This window comes from Amantichitinum ursilacus (assembly GCF_001294205.1).
Classification (GTDB): domain Bacteria; phylum Pseudomonadota; class Gammaproteobacteria; order Burkholderiales; family Chitinibacteraceae; genus Amantichitinum; species Amantichitinum ursilacus.
This window is the reverse complement of record NZ_LAQT01000001.1, coordinates 386,168-412,856: the sequence shown is the minus strand read 5'-3', so window position 1 is coordinate 412,856 and position 26,689 is coordinate 386,168. Positions and strand designations below refer to the sequence as shown.

The window sequence follows — 26,689 nt, the reverse complement described above, 5'->3', positions numbered from 1 at the left end:
TCAAACGTTTTCCACAATCGGCGCCAAACTAATGGCGCCAATCATCATCGATACTATTTGTGATTCCGAATCAAACGGGGCATCCAATGCTGGCGATAACCGTACAGAGCGCAATTGCGCCGAGGACCAGCCTTCGGCCATCAGCACGCGTCGCTGATAAAGTTGCCAATCGGGATCGTGCGGTAATACTTCTTCAGTTTGGGCAAAACAAGGCTGCCCGCTCCGATAGGCCAGCAAGGTAAACCCGTCCGGTTCGTGCAACGCCCAGATTTTGGGCGTCGCGTTTTCAATCGCCCCTGGGGCCGGCCTTAGCCACTCGCGTTTCTTTGCTCTCTGAGGCGTTTCGGGGTCGGCTTGCAGCGCGGCCTCCCACCAAGGACTGATGGCGCCAAGTGTTACGCCCACCTCAGCAAAGCGCGCGATCAGCGCATCAAATAAATGCCGATCCATCACCGCCGCCAGCTGATCTGCCCTCCCCGTCCGCCCCGAGCTCCAGACCTTGGGGACCGCAGGCGGCGACATTAGATCACCCCCTATCAGATTCGCCAGCGCTTGCAATTCCATCGCGTTGCTTGCCCCTCGATCCGCAGGCAGCACGAAGGGGCGCGCCAGTGCAGCGCTTAGCCAGATACGCGCTTGTGCGCCTGCGGGCCGCAGGATGGCAGCGCGCGCGATCAGTTCCGTCAAACCATCCGCTGCAAGCGCCAGCGGCCACCATTGCGCCTCGCTCGCTTCGGGGCAGCGTATGCCGACCAGCGTCTGGCCCAGATAAATTTCCAGCTGTTTAGAGCGCGCCAACCACACGTTGCAGTTCCTCCAGAGTGGTTTCGCCAGCCAATACGCGATACAAACCCGCCACCGCCAAGGGCATGACCTGCTGAGCCCGAAAATGCTGTTTTAAAGCAGACAGCGAAGCGTTGCTCATCACCAGATCACGAAAATCGTCATTAATCTGATGCACTTCGGTCAGCACAAAACGCCCCGTATAGCCATAGCCGTGGCAGGCATCGCAGCCCACCGCGACAGGTACGGTATCGGGTGGATTGATTTCAGCGCGCTCGAAGATCGCCCGCTGCGCTTCATCAATGGGCTCTTGTCGCGCGCAAAGCGGGCACAGGTGGCGCACCAGGCGCTGGACGATCACACCATTCAGCGCCGAGGTAAAACCAAACATATCGATACCAAAATGCTTGAAGCGCCCCATGATGTCGGCGACGTTGTTAGCGTGCACCGTGGTAAACACCTGGTGACCTGTTAGCGAGGCCTGCACTGCGATCTCGGCGGTTTCCGCATCACGGATCTCACCTACCAGAATCTGATCCGGGTCGTGCCGCAAAATAGAACGCAGGCCTTTGGCAAACGTCAGGCCTTTGCGCTCGTTAACTGGAATCTGCAGCACGCCTTCCAGCTCGTACTCGACCGGGTCTTCAATCGTGATGATCTTTTCCAGACCAGTGTTGATTTCGGAGAGCACGGCATACAGCGTGGTGGTCTTGCCGCTGCCAGTGGGGCCCGTCACCAGCATCATGCCGTTGGGCTCGCGCGCCATGGTGCGTATCAAGCGAGAACGCCCCGCATCAAACCCTAGCGACTCCATAGAAATGCCCGTAGCGGCTGCTTTGAACTGGGCTTTATCCAGCAGGCGCAACACGGCGTCTTCGCCATGAATACTGGGCATGATGGAGACCCGCAAATCCATCGCGGTATCTTTGCTTTCATAGCGAAAGCGCCCGTCTTGCGGCAGTCGGCGCTCGGTAATGTCGAGCTGGCCCAGCACTTTGATGCGCGAGATGACTTCCTGCGCGGCGCCATGGCCGTCCATGCGCGCAAAACGTTGCATGACCCCGTCCAGACGATGCTTGACAGTGAGTCCATTGCGATCGCATTCGAAATGGATATCGCTGGCACCTGCCTGAACTGCCCGTGCAATTGCGGCCTCGACAAACGACACTACTGGCCCGCCGACAGAGTGGTCAGCGGGGCGCCCAGCGGCGTCGGCACGTAGGCTGGCGCCTGTACCCGACACGGAGCTGGAAGCGCTCATTTCAAGCAAGCGCTGTAGCAACTCCTCCGTCACCGCCAACGCGGGTGCAGCCGCGCCGATGTGACGTTGCACCGCTTTGATCGCGCGGTCATCCCAAGGGTCAGCCGCCACGATTACCACACTGCTGTCCAGGCCGATCACGGGCACCGCACGCGACGTACGCGCCACAGCCAGATCACGCAGTTGCGGATGCAGCGACCATGGCTGGGCCTCGTCAACGCAGAGCACACCAGCGTGCGTTTGCAGCGCTGCGCTCAAGGCTTCGGGCCGGTCGGGCCAGTGGCGAAGCAAAGCGTCAAGCACTGTGCCACCGCCCGAACGACTCTCCGCACGCGCTGCAGCAATGCGTTGCGACCAGGTTATGGCTGAATCAGAAACTTTGGCTGTCATGGCTAAATCAGCATCTCAATGAATACCGCTGGCAATATCAAAAATCGGCATATACATCATCACCACGATGCTGCCGACGATCAGTGCCACCAGCAGCAGCAAAATCGGTTCAATCAATAAAGTGGCGCGCTGGATAAAAGTGCTAAACGCGTCGGCATGCCGGTCCGCCAAGGCTTGTAGTACCAATACAAACTGGCCGGTGCGCTCACCCACCCGCAACAAGCGCACGCCAACCGGATCAGCCAGCTTGCTATCGCCAAAAGCGACCGACGCGCTCTGCCCACGGGCGATCGCGGCCTTGGCTTGGGTCAGGTCTGCGGTCATTGCCGCACCAAAGCCCAAGGTTTCGCAGACCGTCAATGCGTCCATCAATGGGTAACCGCCCTTCAGGGTCAGCGCCAAAGCCTGGTACAACTTTGACTTATTGAAATCATCCAGTGCACGGCGCGAGATCGGCACAGCGCGAGCCAAGGCCAGCGCCGCAGTTTGCCAGCGGCCGCTACTGGCCGCGTACGCCACAGCCATGGTCAAACCCACCAGCCCGAGGATCACCATGGGCAGATGAGTCGTAACCAGCTTGCTTAAGCCCAGCATAAGGCGGGTCATGGCGCTGACATCCCCCTGAAAGGTGTCATAGACGCCTGCAAAACGTGGAAGCACGTAAAACAGCAGAAACAGCACGATCCCGCCGCCAATGCCGATTACCATCAGCGGGTAAATTGCGGCAGACAGCGTCTGTTTGCGCAGTTGCCGCAGCTGCTGCTCGTACTGGATAAAATCATCGAGCGCTTCAACCAGCCGGCCCGTGCGTTCGCTCGCAATCACGCTGGCGATCAAAACCTGCGGAAACGCCTTACTGTCGTCCATGGCTTGCGACAGGGATCGACCCTGTTGCAGGCGATTCAACACCGCTTGCTGGACCTGGCCCAAGCCACCAGCACCGGCTTGCAGTTGCAATGTTTCGATCGCCTCCACTACCGTCATGCCCGCGCGCACCAACGTTGCCATTTCGCGGCACCATGCACCAACATCAAACCGCTTGCCGGGTGACGCAGCCGACGCCCGCGGTTGCTTGAGCACCGCCAACGACAGCACTTGCCCGCCTTCGTTCACAATCTGCTCGCGCAAGGACTGGGCCGACACAGCCTCGCGTTCGCGCTCTTCGATCGATGCGGTCAGCGTGCTAATCCAGCGCACTTTAAAGCGCATCAAGCTGTTCTCACTCATGGCTTCACCTGCGCCAGAAATTGCCAGTCGGCATAGTGGGCTGCGGGGGGCAAAGCATGCTGGCCATCAGTCCAACCCGCAGCGGCCAGCGGTGCAGCCGGACTTGCGCTCGCGACGCCGACGACGGCGCCTTGGGCATTTTTGATCGGGACAAATGCCCGACCACTCACCGGGTCAGCGTATAGCGCGCGCAGATAACGCATGGTGCTGACGTAGCGCCCGTCTCGTAGCAGCTGAGTTAAATCACTCGGGTACTGCTTAAGTGAACCCGGCGATTGGTTGTAATAGTTTTCGATCGCGGCCGCATATAAAAACCCGGTTCTAATCAGCGCCTGTTCGCGCTCACGCCGCACCTGTGCCGACCAGATCGGGCCGACGACAGACAGTGCCACCGACAGCAAAACCAGCACCATCAGCGCCCAGATATAGGTGAAACCCGTAGCCGTCGTGCGTTTACCAGTCGGCATAGCGCGTTCCATCCGCAGCAGTACCCTCTGCGCCACTTTTGATATCCAGAATGCCGCCGCTTTGAGTTTTAGCAGGTACCAAAACCCAGCTGTCCGAACGCCCTGTGACCGGGTCGACCGGATAACCGCGGATGTAACGCGCGCTGATCAATTCGTCCAGCGTTTTGGGGTAGCGTGCCTGGTCGCTGTAAAACTTGTCGATGCCCTCGCGAACCGCAAACAGATCTTCACGTAACGCGGTCTCACGGGCCTGATCGATGTGCCGGATGTAATTGGGCGCGACAATCGACAGCAGCATCCCCATGATTGCCAACACCACCAGCAACTCGATTAAGGTAAAGCCCGTATTTCGACGCATCGCTTGCTTCACCATTGCCGCAACGGCACGCCGTTGAGCCCGGTGCCTGAAGACTGCGAATACACGTCGTAAACGTCCTTACCTGCTTCGGGCTTATCGCCAGGCGAGTTATAGGCGCGCAAACCCCAAGTCTGGTCTGCGGGCAGCGCACCATCGGCAAACGGATCACGGGGAACTCGTCGCAGCAAAAAAATGGTAGTGCCACTTTTAAGACCCGTGATGCCGTTGGCGAGCGCGGCCAGATCGGGCGGATAGCCGCTTTCGGTGGGCGCTTTGATTTCACCCAAGTCAACCAGATGCTTGTATTGATCCAGCGCACCACGAATCTGCCAAAGCGCGCGATCCAGCTGCTGTTCTCTCACGCGCTGGCCATTCAGCTCGGCCAGCGGCCAGCTTGCGGCGGCGAGGATCCCGAGAATGGCTAGCACCACCAGCATCTCGATCAAGGTATACCCGCCACCATTTGTACGGCGCGCCGCAGCTATCATGACTGCACGTCCAGCTTGAATGTCGCAGGCGTTGTTACGGGTGCGATTGGACCATCGCTGCCCACCGGCTCTGCCCCGACCATGGACACTTCCGCCGGGCCCGCCGCCAATGCTTTCAAACGCAAAGTTACGACCCCGCCCTTACCAGTCACGCCGTCAGCTGGCATACGCAGCACCCCGATACTCAGAACGGACTGGTCTTTATCGTATTTGTTGGTAAACGCCGTTTTGGTGCCACCAATCTTGAAGTAATCACCCTCACTGACATCAACGAAAGCCACTTTGTCCTTGGGCAGAACGATGCGTAGCGGCACGCCACGCACTGGTGTTTTGTTCTCCAGCATCAGCGTGGCCTGGAATTCTTCGCCCGCTTTAACCGAAGCTGGAACCTGCCAGGTAAACACGGGTGCAACAGCAGCTGCTGCAGGTACTTGTGCCGGATCGGGTGCGCCGGCGGCGGGAGTGGTCGAAGGGCCTGGCTTTGCCGGGGCAGGAGGCGTGGCGTCATCAGCTGGCATCACCCGGCCACCGTATGCGCGTGGCCGCTGGTTGGCTTCAGTACCCACCCAGAGCTCAGATTCGGCCGCATCGGGACGGCGGATATTACGCAAGATATGCGGTGTAATCGCCAGCACCAGCTCGGTTTTGGTGCCGTTATCCGTCTGATTACGAAACAGTCGGCCCAGCATTGGCAAATCACCCAAACCTGGAACGCGATCGGAACTCGACGAATCCTGATTACTGATCAAGCCACCCAGCAATTGGGTCTCCCCATCTCGCAGCCGCAATAGCGTCGACGCATTGCGAGTGCTGATCTGATAAGCCACGCTCCCCGATGAGGTGGTGACTTGCTGGCCCAGTGTGCTGACTTCCATCTCCACCTTGATGGCGACATCATCGTCGGCATAGACGGTCGGCTCGACGTTCAGGCTCAAACCAACGTCCTGATAGTTGACCGACTCTGAAGCAAAACCGTTGCTGCCCGTGGTCGTGGTAATCACCGGCACCTTGTCGCCGATCATGATCTTGCCCTTCTCGCCGCTGCGGGCGCGTATCCTGGGCGAAGCCAGGATATTGACGTCGCCCACCTGACGCTTAAGGCTGATCAGTAGATTGGGCAGTGACACGCCAATATCCGATTTACCCATGCTGCCGATATTGCCCAGCGTAAGTTGGGACGCACCACCTGGTGTGAGCGGACTCAGCGTTACGCTGCTCGGATAGGTAATGCCCAATTGAGTAAGGCGCGTAGCGCTCACTTCAATAACTTCTGCCTCAAGCAGCACTTCTGCATCGGGCTGGTCATACAGCGAGATCAACCGCGCCGCCAGCTCGATGTTCTCGGGCGAATCGCGCAATGAAAGCATATTGCGACGCTCGTCCACATACGGGTCTTTGACCTTCAGCATCGATTTGATCAAGGCAGCCGCGCCCTTGGCGTCACCACTGGCGAGGTAGAACACGCGCACTACCTGCTCCTGATTCTCGCGCTGTTTGTCTGGCGTGTTGGGATAGATGACGACGGTTTTCTCGTCCAGCACTTTTTTCGCCAGTTGATTGGAACTGGTGATCAAATCAAGTGCGTCTTCAAAACGGGCATTCTTCAGATAAACGCTCACGTGCGTATCGGGGCGAATGTCTTTATCGAGGATGAAGTTGATGCCGCTGAAATGCGCCATCACATCCAGCACGCTGCGCAAACTCGCATCACGAAAATCGAGCGAAATCGGCTTACCATCGCCCAGCCCGGCGCGCCCCGCGGCACGTTGCGCCGCGCGCTGGCTAGCCTGTAGCTGTTGCTGCAATGCAAGCAATGGCGCGTTATGCGCGTTCTCTTTCAGCGCATCGTTCACGATATCGAGCGCTGCCGGATAGCGGTGTTTTTCAGCCGCCTCTTGTGCCAGTTTGAGCGCGGCGCCTTGGCGTTTGGCCACCGCCAGATCATGCTCCAACGCCATGACGCGACCCGTTTGCGGGTCAAACGCCTCTGCGCGCTGCAAATACGTCGCGGCTTCGTCGAAGTTGCCCTGTGCTTGCGCCATTTGTGCATTGGCCACCAACTGATCGAGCGACTTCTGCCGATTCTGCAGAAGCGCGCCTTTCAGCTCACCGCTCTCGGGGTGATCGGCAACCGCATCCTGCATCACCTTGTTCGCTTCTTCGTAATGGCCAGCCAGAATCAGATCTGACGACTTGTCACGGTAGTGCTGAATCGAGCATGCGCCTAGCGCAAATGCGGACGCCAGTAGCACCAGCCAGGAAACCCATCGCTGGGAAAATTGCATCGCCATCTGCGGTGCTAGCCTTTTTTTGTATGAGTTCATGGCGCTAATCCCGAACCTCGGGTAAATCAAGCGTGGCATGCGTGCCAGAAGGGGTGTGGATTAACGTCACTGACGATGCGCCCACCGACTCCACGGTGTATCCATCCGAAAGGGTGTCGCCCATGCGCGCTTCAACCATTTGATTGTCACGCTGCAGATACAGCACCGGCCGACCGTCTGCGCCCATCATCTTGCCTACCAGGCGATAAGCCACCGCAGGAATCGCCGGAGGTGGGGGCGGCGCTCCCGTTACGGTCACGATCGGAGCGCGGGTTGGCTTTGGTGTTGGCTCCGCCACCGGATCAAATGGATTACGCACCGCGCTGGCGATCTCGGGCGCGGCCCAATGTGCGGGCCAAGCCAGTGCGACGGCCGATGCTTGCGGCGCTTCGTGGGCAAACAGTACTTGCGGTTCCGTCGCCTTTAGCGTCCGCCGAACCGGAGCAACCAGGCCTTCGGAAGCGCGGTCGGCCGACCATAGCGTCCAGACGCTCGCACCGATCGTCAGGATGAGGCTCCAAAGCAGGCTCTTGCGCATGCCTACTGCACCCCGGACGCGGCATCAGTCGGGCGCAACCATTGCGACAGATGCACTGAAGCTTCTTGTTGCAATGTGCCCGCCAGGCCGGTTGTTGCCGCTGGCCCGGTAGCGCCAACGGCCATGGTGCCGGCTGATGACGCCAGCCCGGCGTTGCGCATGGAGAGGTGTTCAATCGCCAGGCCGGGATAGGCCTGCAGCGCGGTCGCCAGTACCGCTTTGATCGCGGGATAGGTCCCCCGCAATCGCGCATCCAGTTCTACACGGGGCAAACGATTTTCCGATGCTGGCGTCCGCTGGACGGAGACTTCAATAAGCTGTGCTTTTTGCTTGAGGGCTACTTCGTTAAGGCTGGCGATAAATTTTTCTTCGCCGAAACGAGTGGGCAATTCATTCAGAAAAGTTGGCGTGGCCGACGCATATAACGGGGAGGGTTTGACATGGGGGATTTGCAATAGCCGCGCATACAGCTGTCGGTCGTGCTGCAGCTCCAACCATTTGGTGCGGGCCAGCCATACACCGGCCAAGCTGGTGACCAAGGCAATAACGAGGCTGGCCATCCAGATCAGGTAAAGCGGATGCATGCCTGCAATGCGCCGATATGTGCCAAAACGCTGAGCAAGCCACTCAGCGTTTAAGACCACCCCTTTAAAAACAAAAGACTGCACTGCGTCGCCAATGACTGGATAGCAAGCTGCGCAAGGCATAGCCCACTACTGATTATTATTTGCCGCTAAGGCATCCCTGAAGCTGCGTCGCCCATCAATGTCATGTTTTGTCAGACAAGCCGCGCTCGGATATTGCCTAAACGGGCGTTTTGCGACAAACATTACGAGACGTGGAAGCCTTTAGCGTTGTGTGAAAGTAACAGGGAGATACAGTAAGAAAACTTTTCGCCCTTTGCAGCAGGCCGAAATTGAGTGGCTGCTCGATTAGCGCCCCGCCCGCGCCGCCCCCACCAGCTCCAGCGGCTCACTCCGTCGGCAAGCCCGTTCCGTCGCCCAGCACACCTCCACGCCCAGCCGCACCGGCGCTTGCGCCGCCAGTAGGCGGGTTTGTCCGCAATAGCTGCGTGTCTGCGAGGTTTTTTGCACCAGTTCGTCCGCGCCGGATTCGCATTCGCGCGCTTTGGTCTGGTCGGCGCCAATAGCCTGGCCGCTGTCGGCGTCGATCCAGCGCCAGCGCAGCGGTTGTTTGGCGGCGGCCAGCATGGGCACGGACCACATCACCACCCACGAATCGGCCACTTTGCCCAGCAGCGCCAGCTTGGGCAGCGCGGCGGCATCGACGCCGGCCAGCATCACTTCCAGCGGATAGGCCTCGCTGTCCGCGCAGTCCAGTTTGCTGCACAGCCGCACCGTCAGCGCGTGCGTGCCTGCGGCCAGGTCGCGCAATTGGGTGCTGGCGCTTTGGGTGTGGTCAGTGTTTTCGTTAAAGGTGGTGGATTCGTACACCACGCGCCCTTGGTCCAGCACTTGCCAGTAGTGACCAGGCACGCCCCACCACATATGCCAGGTCAGCTCCACCGGTTCGCCGGTACTGACGCTGGGCAACCATTCAATTTCAGGCGTCGATGGGCTACCGAGGGTCTGGTCGACGTCACCCACCCAGGTATTGCCAGTAACGCTGGTGCACAGCGGCGAGCCATCCACATTGGCGTTGCACAGGCGCACTTCAAACAGGTGGCGGCCGGCGGCCAGGCGGCGCAGTGTGTACTCGCCGCTTTGTACCGACACGGCACGGGCACTGATGTCTTGTTTGCTGGATGACACCAGCGTGCGTTGGGTAAATTCCTGGCTGCGCATGGCCAGCACGCCGTTGTCGTAGATCTCCCAATATTGCGCGGTGGTGCCGAAGTTGATGTCCCAGCCGATGCGCACGCTATCGCTGTCGAGTTTTTCGGGGATGGTATCGAGGGCGGGTTTGATCGGCGCTTCGGCGGTCGGGGCGGGGAAGTGTTCGCCGCTGTATTTGATGGCAGGCAGAGGCTGGATGCTGGCGTCGTTGGAGGGCGCGGGGTCAGGCTCGGCCAGATCGGTGCAATCCAGCATGCCGCCTTTGGCCGGTTTGCACACGCGGTTGCCCGGCTGTTGCGCTTCTTCGGGCGTCAGCAAGGCGGCGTGCGCGCAGGCTGCCCACGTCATTGTTACGCCCAGCCCGATTGCGCTGAGTGCAGCGCGCCATCCTGCTCGCATCCGTGCGTCCTCTTTCTTGTTATTGCCGCGCCCCGTTCATCGCCGGGGGCGGGCCGTGTTATTCGCAATGCTCCAGTTGTAGCTGCAAAATCCGCTCGCCGCGAAATTCGTTGACCGAGATCGAAAACACGGCGATGACGTTTTGCGGCAGCGTATCCGGGTGCTGAAAGCGGATGCCGTCCAGCACGTGGCCATAGCGTGTGCGCAGTTTAACCTTTAGATGGCGTTCGCCGACAACACGTTGTTCCAGCACGCGAAATTCATCATGAAAGCGCGGCGCGGGAAAACCCTGGCCCCAGACCTGGCGATCCAGTTTTTCAGCGACGGCCATGCTGTAGCCGTCTTCAGGCAAGGCGCCATCGGTTTCAATAACACGTTCCAGTGCGCTGGTGGGCATCAGTTCGCGGCAGACCGCTTCGAAGGCGCGCTGAAACGCATCGAAATCACCGGGCCGCAAGCTGAGTCCGGCCGCCATGGCGTGGCCGCCAAACTTAAGGATCAGCCCCGGGTGGCGTTTGGAGACCAGGTCGAGCGCGTCGCGTAGATGCAGCCCGACAATCGAGCGGCCCGAGCCTTTGATCTCGTCAGGGCCGCCATCGGCAAACACGATGGTCGGGCGATGAAAGCGATCTTTAACGCGCGAGGCCACGATGCCGACCACGCCCTGGTGCCAGTCGGCGCGATACAACGCCAGGCTATAGCTGGCTTCGCAGTCCAGCGTAGCGAGTACGGTTTCGGCTTCATCGCGCATACCCGCTTCGATATCACGCCGCGCGCGGTTCATCTGGTCGAGTTCTTGCGCCAGGGGCAAAGCCGCGTCGACGCTGCCCGCCAACAGGCAGGCGATGCCAAGGCTCATATCGTCCAGTCGCCCCGCCGCATTCAGCCGCGGACCCAGCGTAAAGCCCAGATCAAAACAAGTGGCCTTGTAGGGATCGCGCCCGGCGGCGGCAAACAGCGCCATCACACCCGGACTGGCGCGGCCGGCGCGCATGCGTTTAAGGCCCTGCTCGACCAGGATGCGGTTATTGCCGTCCAGCTTCACCACATCGGCCACCGTGCCCAGCGCCACCAGGTCCAGCAACTGGCCCAGATTGGGCTCGGGTTGGTCGCCAAACGTGCCGCGTTGGCGCAACTCGGCCCGCAGCGCCATCAGCACATAAAACATCACCCCCACACCTGCCAGATTGCGCGAGGCAAAGGTGCAGCCCGGCTGGTTGGGGTTAACGATCAGCGCGTCGGGCAGGCTATCGCCGGGCAGATGGTGATCGGTGATCAGTACGTCGATGCCACGCGCTTTGGCGGCGGCCACCCCGGCCACGCTGGCGATGCCGTTATCCACCGTCACCAGCAGATCAGGATTTTTTTGTGCGGCCAGCTCGACGATTTCCGGCGTCAGGCCGTAGCCATATTCAAAGCGATTAGGCACCACAAAATCGACAATCGCGCCAAACAGACCGAGGCCGCGTACAGCGACCGCGCAGGCGGTGGCGCCGTCGGCATCGTAATCGGCGACGATCAGGATGCGTTCGCGCGCGGCAATGGCGTTGGCCAGGCGAAACGCCGTTTCGTGGATGCCCTTGAGCCCACCAAATGGCAGCAAGCGCGCTAGTTCGTGTTCCAGATCAGTCGGTTCAGTGATACCGCGGGCGGCGTACAGGCGCGCTTCCAGCGCCGACAGCCCGCTTTGCAGCAAGCGGGCTTCCAGGTCGGCAGGAATGGATCGGGGCTGGATTCGGGGCATGGCAGACCAGGTAATTACAACGTGTTAAACATTCGCCGTGGCGAAATCAGAATGGCAGACGACGGCCTTGCCAGAAGCGCCAGCGCAAGCTGGCATCGGTGCGTACGCGCCAACCGGCGTCGGGCGCGGACAACGTCACACTGTGCACGCTGCCGTCCTGCAAACCGGCCAACAGCGGCGCAAACCAGTGTTGCTCCAGCGCTTGCCATGCGGCGTACCAGGCTTGCGCATCGTTGGCGCGCACGGCGGCGGCCAGGCAGTCGACAATGACCAGGCCGTCGCGCGCTGGCAAATCCTGCGCGCCCAACGGCAATGGCAGCGCGTCGCCGCCACTGGCGCGAGTCAGTCCTTGCACGATGTCATCATCGCTCCACACCACGCGGCCCGCTTGTTGCGGCAGCGCGGGCATCGGCCACTGGCCACCGCCCCACAGCCAGATACTGTTGATGCTGAGTTTGCCCAGTGCTTCGCGCACATCGTTGGTGGCGTGGGTGTACAGCAGCATCTGCAATTCGTTAAGCGCGCGGTGCCAGTTCATGGCATTGGGGCCGCGCGGCAAAAACGGATCGATATTCAGGCCGATCACTTCATCCAGCGGGGTAAAGGTCAGTTGCGGGTCGGCCGCCAGATGCAGATACCAGCGCGTGGGGTGCGGCGCGTAAAAGGTCCAGCCGTCATCCTTGAACAAACCGTTAAGCGCCAGCACCAGCGCATTGGCGTCGTTCTGGCTGATATCCAGCGTGCGCGCGTCTTGCAGGCTCAGTTGATCGCGCCCCACATGCAGATGCACCGGGTCGGCGCGCAACCAGAAGCCGGGTGCGGCATCGGGCATATCCAGCGCTAGCGTCAGCGGCGCAACGGCGGCATTGCCAAACTGGGTCTGCAGCCAGTGCAGCCACGGTTGTGGCGGCGTGGACTGGCGTTGGCCTTTGCCAAACAGCGTGGCCAGGGCAGGCAGGGTTAGTTGCGCGGTAATTTGCGATTGCATGGCCGGGTCGGGCCAGCTGGCGTGGGGAAGGACGAGATGCGGGTTCATGCGGCGGAATTTTACATGGGCAGGGGCGCACGTGCATGCGCACGCCCCGCCGCTTTTGCCCGCAGCGGTTTAATGCTGCACGCCGGGCGCGCCAAATTCGCCGTGCGCCAGCGAATCTTCAAACTCCGCAATCCATTCCGGCGGCGAATATTGTTGAAAACCGCGATCACGCAATACGGTGACCACCTCGATGCCGTCACACAGGGTGTCGGCGACGTGAGCATCGGCACTCACCACAAAGTCGTCGGGCTCAAAGCCGAACTCGCGACAAATTGCGGCAAACGCAGTGCGTTCTTGCTCAGGAAACTGGTCCAGGGTTAACAGGCTCATCGTTTTCTCCAGGTGCAGAAGTCTGGGGGGTGCGGCAAGGGCCAGTTTCAACCTTGCCGCGGCGATGGGTTCCACTTTGGGCGCCTTTTTATCAGGGGGCGCCGCGGGGCAGAACGCCGGGCAAACCGAATGTCGCAAATGGGAATACCTTACGCATCTGCCGCCCGATAAAAGGTCGGGATCGATTTCCGGGCACCGCGCGGCAAGCAAGGCCATGCATGCACTTCGCGCCGATGTGATTGTTTCATTGCAGGTTTTTGCGGCGGCGCGCCATCAAAAGCGCTTGCATAATCAGAAACTGGCCTCGGGATGATGCGCTACGCTGCGCGCTGGCCCGTTATCATCGCGCCAGACCACCCTGCCCGCGCCCTCGCCGCCCCCAAAACCTATGGATCTTCACGTCACCTTGCACGGCCGCACCGATCTCAGCGGCCAGATTTACCGGCAGATTCGCGCCGCGATTCTGGATGGCCGCCTGCCCGCGGGCGAGCGCTTGCCGTCCACGCGCGATCTGGCGGCGCAACTGGGCGTATCGCGTAAAACCACGCTGGATGTGTTCGAACGCTTGCTGGCCGAAAGTTTTTTGCTCAGCAAACCGGGACACGGCACCTTTGTGGCCGATGGGCCGCAGCGCATGCCGCAGACCCAGCCCGCGCCGCAACAGGCGCAGCCGTCGCCGCTGTGGCAAGCCATGCCACCCGCGCAGGCGCTGCAGCCGCGCTCGACGCATCCGCATGATTTTATGGGCGGCGTCACCGACAAAACGCGCTTTCCGTTTGAGCCATGGCGACGCTGCATGAACCACGCCCTGCGCTTGCAGGCGCGTGGCCGCGGCGCGTATCACGATCCGGCGGGCGAACAGGAACTACGCTTGGGCATCTCACGTTACCTCGGCTTTAACCGCGCGGTGGCCAGCCAGTGGCAAGACGTGATCGTCACCCAGGGCGCGCAACAAGCGCTGGATTTGCTGGCGCGCGTGGTGCTGCAACCGGGCGATATCGTGGCGATGGAAGAACCCGGTTACCCGCCCGCCCGCGCCTGTTTTACGGCAATGGGTGCGCGCGTGGTCAGCGTGCCGGTGGACGCGCACGGCATGGTGGTGGATGCGCTGCCCGCGCAGGCGCGGCTGGTGTATGTCACGCCGTCGCATCAGTTTCCGCTGGGCATGCCGCTCAGCCTGGACCGCCGCATCGCCTTGCTGGAATGGGCGCAGCGCACCGGCGCGGTGATCGCCGAGGATGACTACGATGGCGAATTCCGCTTTGAAGGCCGACCGCTGGACGCGCTTAAAAGCCTGGACCGCGCCGGGCTGGTGGCCTATGTGGGCACCTTCTCGAAAACCATCTTTCCCGAATTACGCGTGGGCTATCTGGTGCCGCCGCAATCGCTCTATGGCGCGCTGGTCAAAGCCAAGCAACTGGTGGACTGGCATAGTGCCTCGCTCACCCAGGCGGCGTTAGCGCGCTTTATGCTCGATGGTGACTTCGCACGGCATTTGCGCCGTAGCCACAAGCTGTACGAGGCGCGCCGCGCCATGCTGATCCGGCATCTGACCGGACCGCTGGCACCATGGTTTACGCCGATTGTGGCGATGGCGGGCATCCATATGACCGCGTTGCTCAAGCCCGGCATCGACGAAGCGGCGGTGATCGCCTCCGGCGATGCGGTGCAGATTGGCCTGTACGGCACGCAGCGCTTTTATGCCGAAAGCCCGCCACAACCGGCGCTGCTATTTGGCTACGGCGAGATTGATGTCGCACAAATTGATGAGGCACTTACGCGACTGGCGACTGCGTTGCGGCAGCAAGTGCCAGTGGTCACCTGAAATCTCACAAAATTGGCGATTTATTGCGACCAATGCGCGGCCTAAGCTGTGGCTCACATTCTGCAACCACCGCTGGAGCACGCCATGTCTGAACGTCTCGACTTCAATCAAGCCAACCCCGCCGCCCTTAAGCCCATGCGCGGCCTGGAGCAATACATCGCGCAATCGTCGATTGAAAAATCGCTTGCCGAACTGGTGCGTTTACGCGCCTCGCAAATCAATGGCTGCGCATTTTGCGTAGACATGCACACCGCCGACGCCCGCAAAGGCGGCGAAGACGAGCGCCGTCTGGCCACCGTGTGCGTGTGGCAAGAAACCCATCTGTTTACCGACCGCGAACGTGCCGCGCTGGCCTGGACCGAAGCGTTGACGCGCATCGCCACGCAGCCGGTTACCGACAAACTGTATGACGAATTGTCCACGCATTTTTCGGAAGCCGAGCGCGTTGATCTCACCCTGCTGATTGGCAGCATCAATACGTGGAACCGCTTTGCCATCGCGTTCCGCAAGCCGTTGCCGTAAGCGTTTGCGCCGTGCCATAAAGCGTGCCGCCAGGCAGATTGCCAGGTATTACGCTTGCGCCGATCGGGCTGTCTGGATGTAATCCGGACTGGCCCGCGCGGTGCTTTTGATTGGCGACGTATCAAGTCCCGATCAAAGCGCTTGATTGATGCATCGATCACGTCCCGCCGCGGGTTTCCTACCTCATCCGCATAAAGCCATCACCATGCAAGCCGTCGCCCAACAGATCGGCCAGGCGCAAGTCCGCGCCGTGGTCACCGAATTTTATAGCCGCGTGCGTGCGCACCCCGAACTGGGCGTGCCGTTTCAGCGCGTTAGCGACTGGCCGCACCATCTGGATATCCTCACGCATTTCTGGTGGGTAACGCTGGGCGGCGAAAAATATCTGGGCCATCGCTACGAAGTGACCGAGCGCCATCTGGCCGCCGGCTTTACCCCGGCCTTGCTGGATATCTGGCTGGCGTTGTTTACGCAAACCGCGCACGAAATGCTGCCGACCGAGATGGCCGATGCGTGGTTGGAGCGCGCGCAGCGCATCGGTAAATCGCTGCGTATTCTGTATGTATGGCAGCAGGATCCCACTCGCGCCGATCGCGAGCTGTAAATCTGTTGTAAATATCCCGCAGGTCAGCGCTTGCCGTGCAAGCTGTCTGGCATGCATGCGCGTAGCTGTCTAGACTGGACAGCATGCGCGCATCGGGGCGTGCACGATTGATCACAATAAATTTGCCGTCACACGGCATTGTGTCGCGTCGCAAGGGGTGTTTTACATGAAAACCAGAACCGTTAAATTGCCGCTGGGCATCACGCTGGAAGTCTATAACCGCGCGGGCACCAATGCGGTGTCCGTGGCGCTCAAGCGGCGCGAACGCACGTTGTTGTTCTTGTTTGATAACGTGCCACAGGCGCATGTGCTTAGCGCGCTGGATGAATTTCGCGACGCGGTGGCCGCGCTGCCGTCTGCGCACAACGCCTCCACGCCAACCACCAAACCTGTCGCGCTTGAAAGCGATTTGATTACGCTGCGCACCGGATTACGCCAGGCCGTCATGCGCGGTTTGCTGGCCGACGACAAGACGCCCACCGGCCCGCAGCCGCCGCAAGTTTACGCCTCGATCATTGGCGACTTTGCCTGGGTGGCCAAGCAGCCGCTGACTGAAAGCGGCGTGAGCCCCGAGAACCAACTGACGGGCTTGCTGGAACGCAATATCCGCCGCTCGGACAGCCCGCTGAGCAAAGCCGATGCGGCGCATGTGTCGCAACGGCTGGTAGATGCGCTGCTGGCGGAGTTTAATTTTGTGCCGCTACGGCGCTGACGCATGAGGGTGGGACGTGGAGGCCCCGTCGAGACCCGCCCACCAAAACCATCGATTAGAAACCAGCCGTTCGCCTCCTTCTCCGGTCACATTGTTTGGTGGGTCTTGACCCACCCTATGCATCGCGCGACGGTCGGCGGTTTATCTGTCGGACATATCTTGCAGATGAGAACGGTTCTCGTTTATATTCCGACTCATGGATACCCGTCGCCCTCACCCGTCCCCCACGCCCGCCACGCCTGCAAGCCGCGTGGTCGAGCACACGCCGGTCATCAATAGCCGTGATCTGCTGCATGCCGGTCATTCGGTGGTGATCGAACACAACGGTGTGCGCTATACCCTGCGCGAGACGCGACAGAGCAAGCTGATCCTGACCAAGTAAGCCGGTCTGCCCGATCAGCGCCATCCATACCTGCCCATAACAATCACAAACCGCGCAAGCCAGCCAGCCGCGTTATTTTGTGCTGCCCGCAGCACCTGCCAGCCAGCCGCGCCGGGAAAGTCACCGTCGAAACACACCTCGCTCAAGGTTCGACCGGTGCTTCCCTACGCTCAAGGAAACTGGCATGAATCGAATTCCGCATCGCCCGGCTGCGGCGGCACTTTCATTGATGGTGTGCGCGCTCAGCAGCGCGTTTGCCCATGCGGCCGCGGCCGACGCCGTGGCCACCGCCGCCACCACCGTCGCGGCGGCCGCCACCGACAGCGCGCTGTCGCCCGTAGTGGTCACCGCCACCCGTACCGATAAAACGCTGGACCAGTTGCCGCCGTCGGTAACCAGCACCGATCGCGCCGACATGGACCAGCACTTTATCCGCGACTTTACCGACCTGGGTGACCGCGCCGAACCTGGCATCAGCATCACCCGACAGCCGCGCTATGGCGCCACCAACATCAATATCCGTGGCCTGGAGGGCAATCGCATCCTGATGCTGGTGGATGGCATCCGCTTGCCCGACACCTTTTCGTTCTCGGGCCGCGATACCTTTATCGGCCAGGATATGGTCGATTTCGGCTCACTGGCCGCTATCGATATCGTGCGCGGGCCCGGCTCCACGCTATATGGCTCCTCCGCGCTGGGCGGCATCGTCGGTTTGCGTACGCTCGACCCCACTGATTTGCTGAAAGGCGGTAAAAAATTCGCCGGCAAGATCGACGCTGATTACGACAGTGCCGACAACAGCTTTGGCGCACGCGGCACGGTGGCCGGAGAAGCCGCGCCGGGCACGGTGTGGCTGGCGCAAGTCGGCGGTCGCAAAGGCCATGAAATGGACAACAAAGGCGAAACCGGCGGCACCGGCGTCAATCGCACCGAACCCGATCCGCAAGACAGTAAAACCGAAAACTTTCTTGGCAAGCTGCAGCATTACTTTGATGGCGGCCACAAGCTGGGCGTAACTGGCGAATACCGCCATACCAGCACCGATTCGGACATGCCCAGCGACATCACCAGCGCCATCAAATCCAGCCGCGCCGAAGACACGCAAAGCCGCAAACGCGTCTCGCTGGAATATGACTACACCGCCCCCGATAACGCGCGCTGGTTTGACAGCGCCAGCGCCCGCGCGTGGTGGCAACAACTGGATAGCGACCAGCATCGTTACCAAGTACGCACCACTGCGGCCGATTACCAACGCGATGGCCAGTACCAGGAAGACATGTATGGCGTTAATGGCCAGTTGGTGAAGAACATTGATGGCGCGGTGTCGCAGCAACTGGTGTTTGGCGGCGAATGGTGGCGCAGCAAAACCACCGAATTTGCCGCAGGCAAACCCGCCACCTCGACCATCAACGTGCGCACCGTACCGATCACCACTGCGTCGCAATGGGGCGTGTTTGCGCAGGATGAAATCGGCCTTGGCCGCGGTTTTACCGTTACCCCCGGCCTGCGTTATGACAGCTACAAACAGAATCCCGAAATTGATGCCGTACTGGCCGCGCAGATCGCCGCCGGTGCCGGCATCGCGCCCAAGGATCAGAGCGACAGCAAATGGTCGCCCAAGTTACTGCTGAGCTATCAGGCCGCCGAGCACGTCACGCTGTTTGGCCAATACGCCCAGGGTTTCCGCGCGCCGACCGTGGTCGAAGTCAACGGTCAGTTCACCAACGCCGCAGTGGGTTACACGCTGGTGGCCAACCCGGGCCTGAAGCCGGAAACCAGCTCGGGCGTGGAATTCGGCGCGCGTTTTGGCACCGATGATCTGGGCGGCTCGGCCACGGTGTACGACAACCGCTATCACAACTTCATTGAGCAAGTGACGCTCAAGCAAGGCGATAGCGGCTGGATTGCGGGCTACCCGGCTGGCGTATTCCAGAACGTCAACATCAGCAAGGCGCGCATTTCGGGCACCGAAGTGGCGGGCCACTGGGTGTTCTTGCCGCAATGGCACAGCAATGCCGCGCTGGCTTATACCGTGGGCCGCAATGAAACCGATGACGAATGGCTGGATTCGGTCGCGCCATTTAAAGCCGTGTTCAACGTCGGTTATGCGCGCGAGCAATGGGGCGTAGACGGCACCGTCACCACCGCCAGCGCCAAGAAACACGTCTCCGCCAACACGCTGTACCAGGCGCCCGGCTATGGCGTCATCGATTTCACCGGCTGGTATGTGCTGGCCAAAGACCTGCGCTTGTCCGCGGGCGTGTTCAACCTGTTTGACCACAAGTATTGGGATAGCCAGACGCGGCAAACCAGCGCGGGCGGCCCCGGCACCTTGTTGCAAGCCAGCAACCCGGCGCTGGACCGCTACACCGAGCCGGGCCGCAGCTTCCGCGTCTCTGCCAACTATCTGTTCTAAAAGATAAAACCACATCTCCAGTCAACCGCGAGACTCGTCTCTCCACAGCGCCCGACCCTCGCCTCGCGCGACGGCCGGGCGCTGTTTTCATCAAGGAAACACCGCATGACCGAGCAAACTGCAATCGCCCCCACTTACGCCGACTTTGCCGCCGAGCTGCAAACCCGCTACGCCGCACTGATCGCCGCCGAACCCAAACTGCGCATCCGCGATCTGGCGGACAAGCTGGGTGTTTCCGAGGCCGCGCTGGTGGCGGCGCAATGTGGCGTGCAATCGCAACCGCTGGCGGGCGGCGCGCAAACGCTGTTCAAGCAACTGGGCAGCCTGGGCCGCGTGCTGGCGCTATCCCGCAACGATGCATGTGTACACGAACGCCACGGCCGTTACGAAGACATCCACGCCGGAGGCCCGGTCGGCATGGTGCTGGGCCCGGATATTGATTTGCGCCTGTTCTTTAGCTGCTGGCAATTTGCCTGGCACGTCACGGACCCTACTCATGGCCGCGAGAGTATCCAGTTTTTTGCCGCCGATGGCAGCGCGGTGCACAAGGTCTATCGCACCGACGAGACCGATGCGCGGGCGTGGCAAGCGCTGGTGGCAGCGTTTGCGCAGACGGAGCGCAGCGTGCCGCAGTTCAGCGCCCTGGCCACATTGGACGAAGCGCATGAAGCCGCCGACGCCAACGCCGTACGCAACGCGTGGCTGGCGCTGGACGACACGCATGCGTTCTTCCCGATGTTGCGCAAGTTCAAGCTGTCACGCCTGGGCGCGTTGCGCGCAGCCGGGCCGGATCTGGCGCAAAGCGTGGATAACGACGCGGTCGAAACGCTGTTGCAACGCGCCGCCGATACGGGCCTGGCCATCATGTGCTTTGTGGGCAACCGCGGCATTGTGCAGATCCATAGCGGCCCGGTGCAAAAGCTGTTGCGTACCGGCCCGTGGTTTAACGTGCTTGATCCCACCTTTAATCTGCATCTGCAAACCACCGCCATCCACAGCAGCTGGGTGGTTAACAAGCCTACGCGCGATGGCTGGGTGACTTCGCTGGAAATCTACAACGCGGCCGGCGAGCTGATTGTGCAGTTCTTTGGCGTGCGTAAACCTGGGCAGCCCGAACTGCCGGCATGGCGCGCGCTGCTGACTGATCTGTGCGCACAACCGCTGGCCGCCTGATCCGCGTCTTTCCCTACCCGAATCCCGACCCTGAGAATCGCAATGAAATCGTTGCTGTCTGTTGTGTTTTACCTGGCCAGCCTGACCGCCCTTGCCGCGCCGCCACAGCGCGTGGTCAGCCTGGGCGGCCCACTGACCGAAGTGATCTACGCCCTGAACGCCGGCGATCGGCTGGTGGGTGATGATGCCTCCAGCCTGTATCCGCCCGCCGCCACCAAGCTGCCGCAAGTGGGCTACTACCGCGCATTTTCGGTGGAAGGCGTGGTGGCGTTGCATCCCGATCTGGTCCTGGCCAGCGACCAGGCTGGGCCGCCAGCCGCGATGGCGCAGCTCAAGCAATTGGGCGTCAAAGTGGTGGTGTTGCCTGCAGGCGCGACGCTGGATGCGCTGGAGCAACGCGTGCACGGCGTCGCCACGGCATTGGGCCTGCCTGATGACGGCGGCAAGATGGTCGCCACCATCCGCCAGCAAGTGACCGCGTTGACCGCCACACCGAGCAATGTACGCGCGCTGTTTGTGATGAACCGCAGTGGCAAGCTGGAAGGTGCAGGCAAAGAGTCGACCGCCGATGCCATGCTGGCGCTGGCGGGTGCGCGCAATGTGCTGGCGGCGCAGACCGGCTACAAACCGCTGTCGGCTGAGGCCGCGCTTTCGCTCGCGCCCGACGCCATCGTCACCACCCGCATGTCGATCGATGCTTCGGGCGGCTTGCAGCGGTTTCTGGCGCTGCCCGGCGTGGCGGGCACGCCCGCCGCGCGCAACGGGCGGGTCGTGGTGATGGACGATTTGCTGTTGCTGGGCTTTGGCCCGCGTCTGCCCGAGGCGCTCAAAACGCTGAAAGCCGGTCTCGACGCCCCCAGCCCCGCCGCCGCGAAATAAGCCACGATGACCACGGTGCTTTCTTTACGCCGGCCCCGCGCGCCGCATCATCCGGCCATGTTGTTGCTGGCGCTACTGGCCTGCTTGCTGCTGTTGGCGCTGATCGCCGCCGCCCACGGCGCGGTGGCCATCCCGCTGCACGCCTTGCCGCGCTTGCTGCTGGCGCACGATCTGACCGAGCAGGAACAACTTTGGCGCAATGTGCTGGTGCAGATCCGCCTGCCGCGCGTGGCGCTGGCGATTGTGGCCGGTGGCGGGTTGACCGTCACCGGCACCGCCATGCAGGCGCTGTTTCGCAATCCACTGGCGGAACCGGGTCTGATTGGCATCGCCTCGGGCGGCGCGCTGGGCGCGGTGGCGGCGATTGTGCTGGGCGCGCCCGGCCTGTTCTGGCTAACGCCCGCCGCCTTTATCGGCAGCCTGGCCGCCACCGCGCTGTGCTACCAACTGGGCCAACGTCGCCCCGGCATGAGCAGCCTGTTGCTGGCTGGCGTGGCCATCAATGTGATCTGCGGCAGCATCATCGGCCTGTTTACCTATGTGGCCGACGACGCCCAACTGCGCAGCCTGACCTTCTGGAATATGGGCAGTCTGGCAGGCGCAACATGGACACAACTGGCGTTTCTGGGCCCGTGGACCCTGGCGCTCAGCCTGTTATTGCTGCGTGAATGGCGCGCGCTGAATGCGCTGCTGTTGGGCGAGCGCGAAGCGCAGCATCTGGGCTTTGCGCTCAACCCCCTGCGCCGCCGCTTGATTGTGCTGGTGGCTTTGATTGTCGGCCCGCTGGTAGCGGCAACCGGCGTCATCGGCTTTGTCGGGCTGGTGGTGCCGCATCTGGTGCGGCTAAGCCTGGGCGCGGACCATCGCTGGCTGCTGCCCAACACCCTGGTGGCGGGCGCGATTGCTTTGTCGCTGGCCGACTGGCTGGCGCGTGTGGTGGTCATTCCGGCCGAGCTACCCATCGGCATCGTCACCAGCTTGATCGGTGGGCCGTTCTTTTTGTGGATACTGACGCGGAGGGTCGCCTAATGTTGCGCGCTGAAAATCTATGCTGCGGCCGCCACGGCGTGGCGGTGTTGCGGGGCGTATCGCTGACGCTGCAGCCGGGCCAGTTGCTGGGTGTGCTGGGCGCCAACGGCGCGGGCAAGTCCACGCTGTTGGCCACGCTGGCGGGCGAATTGCCGGCCATGTCCGGCAGCCTGACCTTGCACAACCAGCCATTAAGCCAGATGCGCCCCGCTGCCCAGGCACGTTGCCGCGGCGTGTTGCCACAATCGCCATCACTGGCATTCGAGTTGCCGGTGCGCGCTGTGGTCGGCACCGGTGCGTATCCTTTTCCCGAAGTCAGCCCGGCCCAGCTTGAGCATTTGATTGATCGCGCGCTGGTACTGGCCGACGCCAGCCACCTGGCCAGCCGCCGCTACACGGCCTTGTCCGGCGGCGAACAGCAACGCATCCAGTTTGCCCGCGTGCTGACGCAAGTACTGGCGCATCGCGCCGCAGGCGACTACCGCGCTCTGTTGCTGGACGAACCCACCGCCAGCCTCGACCCCAAGCACCAATGGTTGTTGTTGCAGACCGTGGCGCAACTGGCGCGCGATGAAGGCCTGGCGGTGCTGGTCATCCTGCATGACGTCAACCTGGCGGCGCAGTGGTGCGATCAGTTGTTGCTGCTGGCGGGCGGCAGCGTGGTCGCCCACGGCCCGCCCGATGCGGTGCTAACGCCGGCCGCGATGATGAGCGTCTATGGCATGGCGGCGCAGGTGGTGATGCACCCGGTGGATGCGCGGCGGCGCATGGTGTGCTTTGTGGGCTAAGCCGGCCGCAGCCTGGGAGTCGCAGGCCCATCAATGAAAGACGGGCCCGCGCTACCAGATCCAGGCTGGTTGACCCATCCCGCTAACGCGGACCGAAGGCCGCGCGCCACTGTTCTTCAATAATCTGGATCAGATGCGCCATCTCGCTTTGGTGGCCCAGATAAAAGCGCGCGGCAGAATGGTCCGCATGCTCCACCCGCACCGTCAGCCAACCGGGTGGCGCCTGGCGGAATGCGATCTCATCGGTTTCATCGTCGCCCACAAACACGGCGGCGCTGCGCCCTTCGCGCAGCAACAAACTCTGGATGGCCGAAAACTTGTTCGGCGCGCCCGGCGGCAGCAGATTAAGCACGCACTTGCCGCCGATCAGATCAGGCAAGGGCTGCAGCGTTTGCGCCAGTTGCAGCACCGCCGCCTGCGCCGCATCCCGGTCGCGCGCCAGCCGGTAGTGCAGGCTCAGCGAAAAGCGTTTGCGCTCCAGCGTTACGCCTTCAGGCAGCGTGATCGAGCCCGCCTCGAACTGCGCCAGCCATTGCCGCATCACCTGGTCCAGCGCGTCGGTATCGACCTCGGCCATGCCTTCCGCACCGTGGTTGCCGATGATGTATTTGGGTTCAAACGCCAACCGCGCGCTGACATCGTCGATGCTGCGCCCGGTGACGATGGCCACCGGCGCAATCGCGCATAAACGCTGCATGGCGGTGCTGACGCTCATCGGCGCATAGGCGTTGTCGGGCACCGGCACAATCGGCGCCAGCGTGCCGTCAAAATCAAACGCCAGCAACGGCTGTTGCGCGACGGCGGCGGCAACTTCCTGCAGGCCCGCTGTATTGAGTAGATAGCGCATTCAGGGCTCCTTGCGGTTGGCGGAAATACGCGCCTCGATGCGTTCGCGCAAACGCGTGCGCGCGGCGTCGACCAACATGTCGGCGGCCCACAGATACACATTGTTGTGCTGCACGGTGGAACGCAGGCTGCGCATGCGGTCACGCTGTTCGGCCTCGGACATGGTCAGCGCTTCGTGCAGCGCGTCGGCGGTGTCTTCAATCGAATAGGGATTGATGATCAGCGCGTCGGGTAATTCATCGGCGGCGCCGGCAAAGCGGCTGAGCAACAGCACGCCGCGCTCGTCATCCCGCGCCGCGATAAATTCCTTGCACACCAGATTCATGCCGTCGTGCAGGCTGGTCACCATGCAGGCATCGGCCGCGCGGTAATAACGCTGCAGCGTGACCGCGTCGTGGTGCGTGGCAAACAGATGCACCGGCTGGTAACCGGGCTGGCCAAAGCGCGCATTAACGTCTTGCACCAGCTTGTCCATGCGTTCATGAAACGTACGGTATTCCTCCAGCGAGCTGCGCGTGGGCGCGGCAACCTGCACCAGGCTAAAGCGGCCGATCATGTCGGGATGACGCTCCAGCATCACCGCCACCGCGCTCACGCGTTCGATCAAACCCTTGGTGTAATCAAAGCGGTCCACGCCGATGGCGATCAGATGGCTGGCCCCCACACCGATACGTTCACGCAGTTCCTGGCGGCAGGCCTCCACCGGCGGCATGGCGCCTTCAGGCCAGGCGATCGAAATCGGGTAGTTTTTAACCAGCGTCTGATGGCCGCCATAAGTGATGGTGGAATGCTCTTGCTCGATATTGGCTTCAAGCAAATGGTCGACCGTCTCGGTGAAATGCTTGCAGTGGTACGGCGTGTGAAAGCCGAGGATGGTGCTGCCCAGCAAGCCATCGACAATCTCGCTGCGCCACGGGCAAATGCTGAACGACTCGCTATTGGGCCACGGGATATGCCAGAACGTGATGATGGTGGCGCGCGGCAGTTTCTCGCGCACCATGCGCGGCACCAGCGCAAAGTGATAATCCTGCACCAGCACCACCGGGTCTTCGGTGCGCGCGGCGGACACCACCGCATCGGCAAAGCGTTGGTTAACCGCGCGATAGTGTTCCCAATCGCTGGCGCGAAACACCGGCCGCACATGCGCGATATGGCACAGCGGCCACAAGCCTTCATTGGCAAAGCCGAAGTAATAACCGGCCTCTTCTTCCTCGCTTAGCCACACGCGTTTGAGTTGATAGCTGGGGTCTTCCGGCGGCACCGCCACCTGGTCGAGCTTGTCCACCGTATCGCGGTCAGCGCTGCCGCTGCCATGCGCAATCCAGATGCCGGAACACGCGCGCATCACCGGCTCGACCGCGGTCACCAGGCCACTGGCGGGCCGGTTGATCTTGATCTGCCCCTCCGCCGTGCGCTCGTGGATATACGGTTCGCGGTTGGACACCACGATGATTTCATCGCCGCGCAAATCGCTTTTAAGCAGGCTGCGCAGCCGTTCGGGCGTCCAGATATTGTTGGCGCGATGCAGGACGCGGCGCTGGTCTTCCAGCTCGCGCAACATGCCGCGCAGTTCTTCCACCACCGGCATCAGCTCGCGATTGCCCATGCCAAACGGCCGCACCAGACCTTCGCCGCGCAGCAACGCCTGCACGCCTGCCAGCCAGCCGCGCCAGGTCAGTTGCGCGATGATCAACGTAATCAGCGCAATCACGCTGCCCAGCACCACAAACAGGATGATCAGATATTGCCGCGTGATCTGGCTGCGGCGTTCCACAAAGCTCATGTCATGCAGCAACACCAACTGGTCGCCACCCTGATCCGCGCTTAACGGCAGCATCGCCACGTGGGCCAGCCCATACGGCAGTTGTGCCAGCGGCGGACGTTTGCGCGCCAGCTGCGCCAGCGTGGCGCAATCAAAACCGGCCGCGGGAAAACCCACAGAGCGCACGCTCCACGTGCCTTCGGAGGTGCAAATGCCTGCCCCCAACACCCGCTCATCGCGCACGATGCGATCGAGTAGCGTCTGGGCATGCGCAGGCCGTTGCGGCGGCGACGTGTCGCCCATGCTTTCGCTAAACGTGGTGGTAATCAGGCTGGCGCGGGTGTCCAGATCTTTGACAAACCAGCGCAGGGTGAGCTGGTCGACGATGGGAACGGTGATGTAGGCAGCCAGCAGCAAAACGCAAAGCAGTGGCAAGAAAAAACGCAGCGGCAAAGGCAGAAACTTCAAATCTGGGCCTCCATGCGGACGGTGGAAAGGACGGGCGCGTGGGTGCCTGGCACAAGGCAAGACGGTTTTTAAGATAAACCGCAAAACTACATTTACACAAATAGAAATGTCCGCGGGCGCACGGCTAAAGTCCGGCTTTCGC

26 protein-coding genes are annotated in these 26,689 nt (G+C 61.6%); 11 read left to right on the top strand and 15 right to left on the bottom strand.

Annotated features, from left to right (window positions below):
* The 13 genes from WG78_RS01760 to WG78_RS01700 all read right to left on the bottom strand — a co-directional run bounded on the left by WG78_RS01760 (nt 1) and on the right by WG78_RS01700 (nt 13,141).
* The gene (locus WG78_RS01760) at nt 1–804 is read right to left on the bottom strand and encodes a hypothetical protein (protein ID WP_053936055.1); all 804 of its coding nucleotides are present in this window, start codon (nt 802–804) and stop codon (nt 1–3) included.
* Complete coding sequence (locus WG78_RS01755; RefSeq protein ID WP_161805051.1) at nt 785–2,347, bottom strand: GspE/PulE family protein; 1,563 nt, start codon at nt 2,345–2,347, stop codon at nt 785–787. Before WG78_RS01755 ends, WG78_RS01760 begins: the two co-directional genes overlap by 20 nt.
* Before the next feature lie 102 nt (nt 2,348–2,449).
* Nucleotides 2,450–3,661 carry a type II secretion system F family protein gene (locus tag WG78_RS01750; RefSeq protein WP_053936053.1) on the bottom strand — a complete coding sequence of 404 codons (1,212 nt, stop codon included), beginning with the start codon at nt 3,659–3,661 and terminating at the stop codon, nt 2,450–2,452.
* Nucleotides 3,658–4,128: a type II secretion system protein gene (locus tag WG78_RS01745; protein WP_053936052.1), complete on the bottom strand. Its 471-nt coding sequence runs from the start codon at nt 4,126–4,128 to the stop codon at nt 3,658–3,660. The genes WG78_RS01750 and WG78_RS01745 overlap by 4 nt, the downstream gene beginning before the upstream one ends.
* Nucleotides 4,115–4,501, bottom strand: coding sequence for a type IV pilin protein (locus WG78_RS01740; RefSeq protein WP_053936051.1), 387 nt, complete (start codon nt 4,499–4,501; stop codon nt 4,115–4,117). The genes WG78_RS01745 and WG78_RS01740 overlap by 14 nt, the downstream gene beginning before the upstream one ends.
* Nucleotides 4,495–4,974, bottom strand: a complete 480-nt coding sequence (locus tag WG78_RS01735; protein WP_053936050.1) for a type II secretion system protein — start codon at nt 4,972–4,974, stop codon at nt 4,495–4,497. Before WG78_RS01735 ends, WG78_RS01740 begins: the two co-directional genes overlap by 7 nt.
* Complete coding sequence (locus WG78_RS01730; RefSeq protein WP_161805050.1) at nt 4,971–7,259, bottom strand: secretin GspD/PilQ domain-containing protein; 2,289 nt, start codon at nt 7,257–7,259, stop codon at nt 4,971–4,973. The genes WG78_RS01735 and WG78_RS01730 overlap by 4 nt, the downstream gene beginning before the upstream one ends.
* Before the next feature lie 43 nt (nt 7,260–7,302).
* Nucleotides 7,303–7,836 carry a hypothetical protein gene (locus WG78_RS01725; protein WP_053936048.1) on the bottom strand — a complete coding sequence of 178 codons (534 nt, stop codon included), beginning with the start codon at nt 7,834–7,836 and terminating at the stop codon, nt 7,303–7,305.
* 2 nt (nt 7,837–7,838) lie between these two features.
* Entirely contained in the window at nt 7,839–8,504 is a 666-nt protein-coding gene (locus tag WG78_RS01720) for a GspMb/PilO family protein (RefSeq protein ID WP_161805049.1), read from the bottom strand.
* 264 nt (nt 8,505–8,768) lie between these two features.
* Nucleotides 8,769–10,031 carry a chitinase N-terminal domain-containing protein gene (locus WG78_RS01715; RefSeq protein ID WP_083458695.1) on the bottom strand — a complete coding sequence of 421 codons (1,263 nt, stop codon included), beginning with the start codon at nt 10,029–10,031 and terminating at the stop codon, nt 8,769–8,771.
* Nucleotides 10,032–10,089: 58 nt separating this feature from the next.
* The gene (gene recJ / locus WG78_RS01710) at nt 10,090–11,775 is read right to left on the bottom strand and encodes a single-stranded-DNA-specific exonuclease RecJ (RefSeq protein WP_053936045.1); all 1,686 of its coding nucleotides are present in this window, start codon (nt 11,773–11,775) and stop codon (nt 10,090–10,092) included.
* A 46-nt stretch (nt 11,776–11,821) separates the two neighbouring features.
* Nucleotides 11,822–12,811: a hypothetical protein gene (locus WG78_RS01705; protein ID WP_152969015.1), complete on the bottom strand. Its 990-nt coding sequence runs from the start codon at nt 12,809–12,811 to the stop codon at nt 11,822–11,824.
* Between the two features lie 69 nt (nt 12,812–12,880).
* Nucleotides 12,881–13,141: a hypothetical protein gene (locus tag WG78_RS01700; protein WP_053936043.1), complete on the bottom strand. Its 261-nt coding sequence runs from the start codon at nt 13,139–13,141 to the stop codon at nt 12,881–12,883.
* Between the two features lie 64 nt (nt 13,142–13,205).
* Between WG78_RS01700 and WG78_RS22615 the strand changes: the two genes are divergently transcribed.
* The 11 genes from WG78_RS22615 (at nt 13,206) to WG78_RS01655 (ending at nt 23,471) form a co-directional block, all read left to right on the top strand.
* Entirely contained in the window at nt 13,206–13,454 is a 249-nt protein-coding gene (locus WG78_RS22615; RefSeq protein WP_161805048.1) for a hypothetical protein, read from the top strand.
* Between the two features lie 75 nt (nt 13,455–13,529).
* Entirely contained in the window at nt 13,530–14,966 is a 1,437-nt protein-coding gene (pdxR, locus tag WG78_RS01695; protein ID WP_053936042.1) for a MocR-like pyridoxine biosynthesis transcription factor PdxR, read from the top strand.
* An 84-nt stretch (nt 14,967–15,050) separates the two neighbouring features.
* On the top strand, nt 15,051–15,488 hold the full coding sequence (locus WG78_RS01690) for a carboxymuconolactone decarboxylase family protein (RefSeq protein ID WP_053936183.1): 438 nt from the start codon (nt 15,051–15,053) through the stop codon (nt 15,486–15,488).
* A 148-nt stretch (nt 15,489–15,636) separates the two neighbouring features.
* On the top strand, nt 15,637–16,092 hold the full coding sequence (locus tag WG78_RS01685) for a group III truncated hemoglobin (RefSeq protein WP_083458694.1): 456 nt from the start codon (nt 15,637–15,639) through the stop codon (nt 16,090–16,092).
* Between the two features lie 166 nt (nt 16,093–16,258).
* Nucleotides 16,259–16,804: a hypothetical protein gene (locus WG78_RS01680; protein WP_053936040.1), complete on the top strand. Its 546-nt coding sequence runs from the start codon at nt 16,259–16,261 to the stop codon at nt 16,802–16,804.
* A 196-nt stretch (nt 16,805–17,000) separates the two neighbouring features.
* A complete protein-coding gene (gene hemP / locus WG78_RS21955; RefSeq protein ID WP_083458693.1) occupies nt 17,001–17,186 on the top strand; it encodes a hemin uptake protein HemP in 186 nt (61 codons plus the stop codon).
* A 184-nt stretch (nt 17,187–17,370) separates the two neighbouring features.
* Nucleotides 17,371–19,602 (top strand): TonB-dependent hemoglobin/transferrin/lactoferrin family receptor, encoded by a 2,232-nt coding sequence (locus tag WG78_RS01675; protein ID WP_083458692.1) that lies wholly within the window; start codon nt 17,371–17,373, stop codon nt 19,600–19,602.
* Between the two features lie 105 nt (nt 19,603–19,707).
* A complete protein-coding gene (locus WG78_RS01670) occupies nt 19,708–20,775 on the top strand; it encodes a hemin-degrading factor (protein ID WP_053936038.1) in 1,068 nt (355 codons plus the stop codon).
* 42 nt (nt 20,776–20,817) lie between these two features.
* Nucleotides 20,818–21,654, top strand: a complete 837-nt coding sequence (locus WG78_RS01665; RefSeq protein ID WP_053936037.1) for a heme/hemin ABC transporter substrate-binding protein — start codon at nt 20,818–20,820, stop codon at nt 21,652–21,654.
* A gap of 6 nt (nt 21,655–21,660) precedes the next feature.
* Complete coding sequence (locus WG78_RS01660; protein ID WP_083458691.1) at nt 21,661–22,683, top strand: FecCD family ABC transporter permease; 1,023 nt, start codon at nt 21,661–21,663, stop codon at nt 22,681–22,683.
* Nucleotides 22,683–23,471, top strand: coding sequence for a heme ABC transporter ATP-binding protein (locus WG78_RS01655; protein WP_053936035.1), 789 nt, complete (start codon nt 22,683–22,685; stop codon nt 23,469–23,471). Before WG78_RS01660 ends, WG78_RS01655 begins: the two co-directional genes overlap by 1 nt.
* A gap of 82 nt (nt 23,472–23,553) precedes the next feature.
* Here the strand turns inward: WG78_RS01655 and otsB are convergent, their stop codons facing one another.
* Both otsB and WG78_RS01645 read right to left on the bottom strand, forming a co-directional pair.
* Nucleotides 23,554–24,318 carry a trehalose-phosphatase gene (gene otsB, locus WG78_RS01650; RefSeq protein ID WP_053936034.1) on the bottom strand — a complete coding sequence of 255 codons (765 nt, stop codon included), beginning with the start codon at nt 24,316–24,318 and terminating at the stop codon, nt 23,554–23,556.
* Nucleotides 24,319–26,547 (bottom strand): alpha,alpha-trehalose-phosphate synthase (UDP-forming), encoded by a 2,229-nt coding sequence (locus tag WG78_RS01645; protein WP_053936033.1) that lies wholly within the window; start codon nt 26,545–26,547, stop codon nt 24,319–24,321.
* Nucleotides 26,548–26,689: the final 142 nt, after the last annotated feature.

Excerpts from the sequence above, each read along its gene's own strand:
- WG78_RS01750 (WP_053936053.1), bottom strand. The coding sequence starts at position 3,661 with ATGAGTGAGAACAGCTTGATGCGCTTTAAAGTGCGCTGGATTAGCACG.
- WG78_RS01745 (WP_053936052.1), bottom strand. The coding sequence starts at position 4,128 with ATGCCGACTGGTAAACGCACGACGGCTACGGGTTTCACCTATATCTGG.
- WG78_RS01740 (WP_053936051.1), bottom strand. The coding sequence starts at position 4,501 with ATGGTGAAGCAAGCGATGCGTCGAAATACGGGCTTTACCTTAATCGAG.
- WG78_RS01735 (WP_053936050.1), bottom strand. The coding sequence starts at position 4,974 with ATGATAGCTGCGGCGCGCCGTACAAATGGTGGCGGGTATACCTTGATC.
- WG78_RS01730 (WP_161805050.1), bottom strand. The coding sequence starts at position 7,259 with ATGCAATTTTCCCAGCGATGGGTTTCCTGGCTGGTGCTACTGGCGTCC.
- WG78_RS01725 (WP_053936048.1), bottom strand. The coding sequence starts at position 7,836 with ATGCGCAAGAGCCTGCTTTGGAGCCTCATCCTGACGATCGGTGCGAGC.
- WG78_RS01715 (WP_083458695.1), bottom strand. The coding sequence starts at position 10,031 with ATGCGAGCAGGATGGCGCGCTGCACTCAGCGCAATCGGGCTGGGCGTA.
- recJ (WP_053936045.1), bottom strand. The coding sequence starts at position 11,775 with ATGCCCCGAATCCAGCCCCGATCCATTCCTGCCGACCTGGAAGCCCGC.
- WG78_RS01705 (WP_152969015.1), bottom strand. The coding sequence starts at position 12,811 with ATGAACCCGCATCTCGTCCTTCCCCACGCCAGCTGGCCCGACCCGGCC.
- WG78_RS01700 (WP_053936043.1), bottom strand. The coding sequence starts at position 13,141 with ATGAGCCTGTTAACCCTGGACCAGTTTCCTGAGCAAGAACGCACTGCG.
- WG78_RS22615 (WP_161805048.1), top strand. The coding sequence starts at position 13,206 with ATGGGTTCCACTTTGGGCGCCTTTTTATCAGGGGGCGCCGCGGGGCAG.
- pdxR (WP_053936042.1), top strand. The coding sequence starts at position 13,530 with ATGGATCTTCACGTCACCTTGCACGGCCGCACCGATCTCAGCGGCCAG.
- WG78_RS01690 (WP_053936183.1), top strand. The coding sequence starts at position 15,051 with ATGTCTGAACGTCTCGACTTCAATCAAGCCAACCCCGCCGCCCTTAAG.
- WG78_RS01685 (WP_083458694.1), top strand. The coding sequence starts at position 15,637 with ATGCATCGATCACGTCCCGCCGCGGGTTTCCTACCTCATCCGCATAAA.
- WG78_RS01680 (WP_053936040.1), top strand. The coding sequence starts at position 16,259 with ATGAAAACCAGAACCGTTAAATTGCCGCTGGGCATCACGCTGGAAGTC.
- hemP (WP_083458693.1), top strand. The coding sequence starts at position 17,001 with ATGGATACCCGTCGCCCTCACCCGTCCCCCACGCCCGCCACGCCTGCA.
- WG78_RS01675 (WP_083458692.1), top strand. The coding sequence starts at position 17,371 with ATGAATCGAATTCCGCATCGCCCGGCTGCGGCGGCACTTTCATTGATG.
- WG78_RS01670 (WP_053936038.1), top strand. The coding sequence starts at position 19,708 with ATGACCGAGCAAACTGCAATCGCCCCCACTTACGCCGACTTTGCCGCC.
- WG78_RS01665 (WP_053936037.1), top strand. The coding sequence starts at position 20,818 with ATGAAATCGTTGCTGTCTGTTGTGTTTTACCTGGCCAGCCTGACCGCC.
- WG78_RS01660 (WP_083458691.1), top strand. The coding sequence starts at position 21,661 with ATGACCACGGTGCTTTCTTTACGCCGGCCCCGCGCGCCGCATCATCCG.
- WG78_RS01655 (WP_053936035.1), top strand. The coding sequence starts at position 22,683 with ATGTTGCGCGCTGAAAATCTATGCTGCGGCCGCCACGGCGTGGCGGTG.
- otsB (WP_053936034.1), bottom strand. The coding sequence starts at position 24,318 with ATGCGCTATCTACTCAATACAGCGGGCCTGCAGGAAGTTGCCGCCGCC.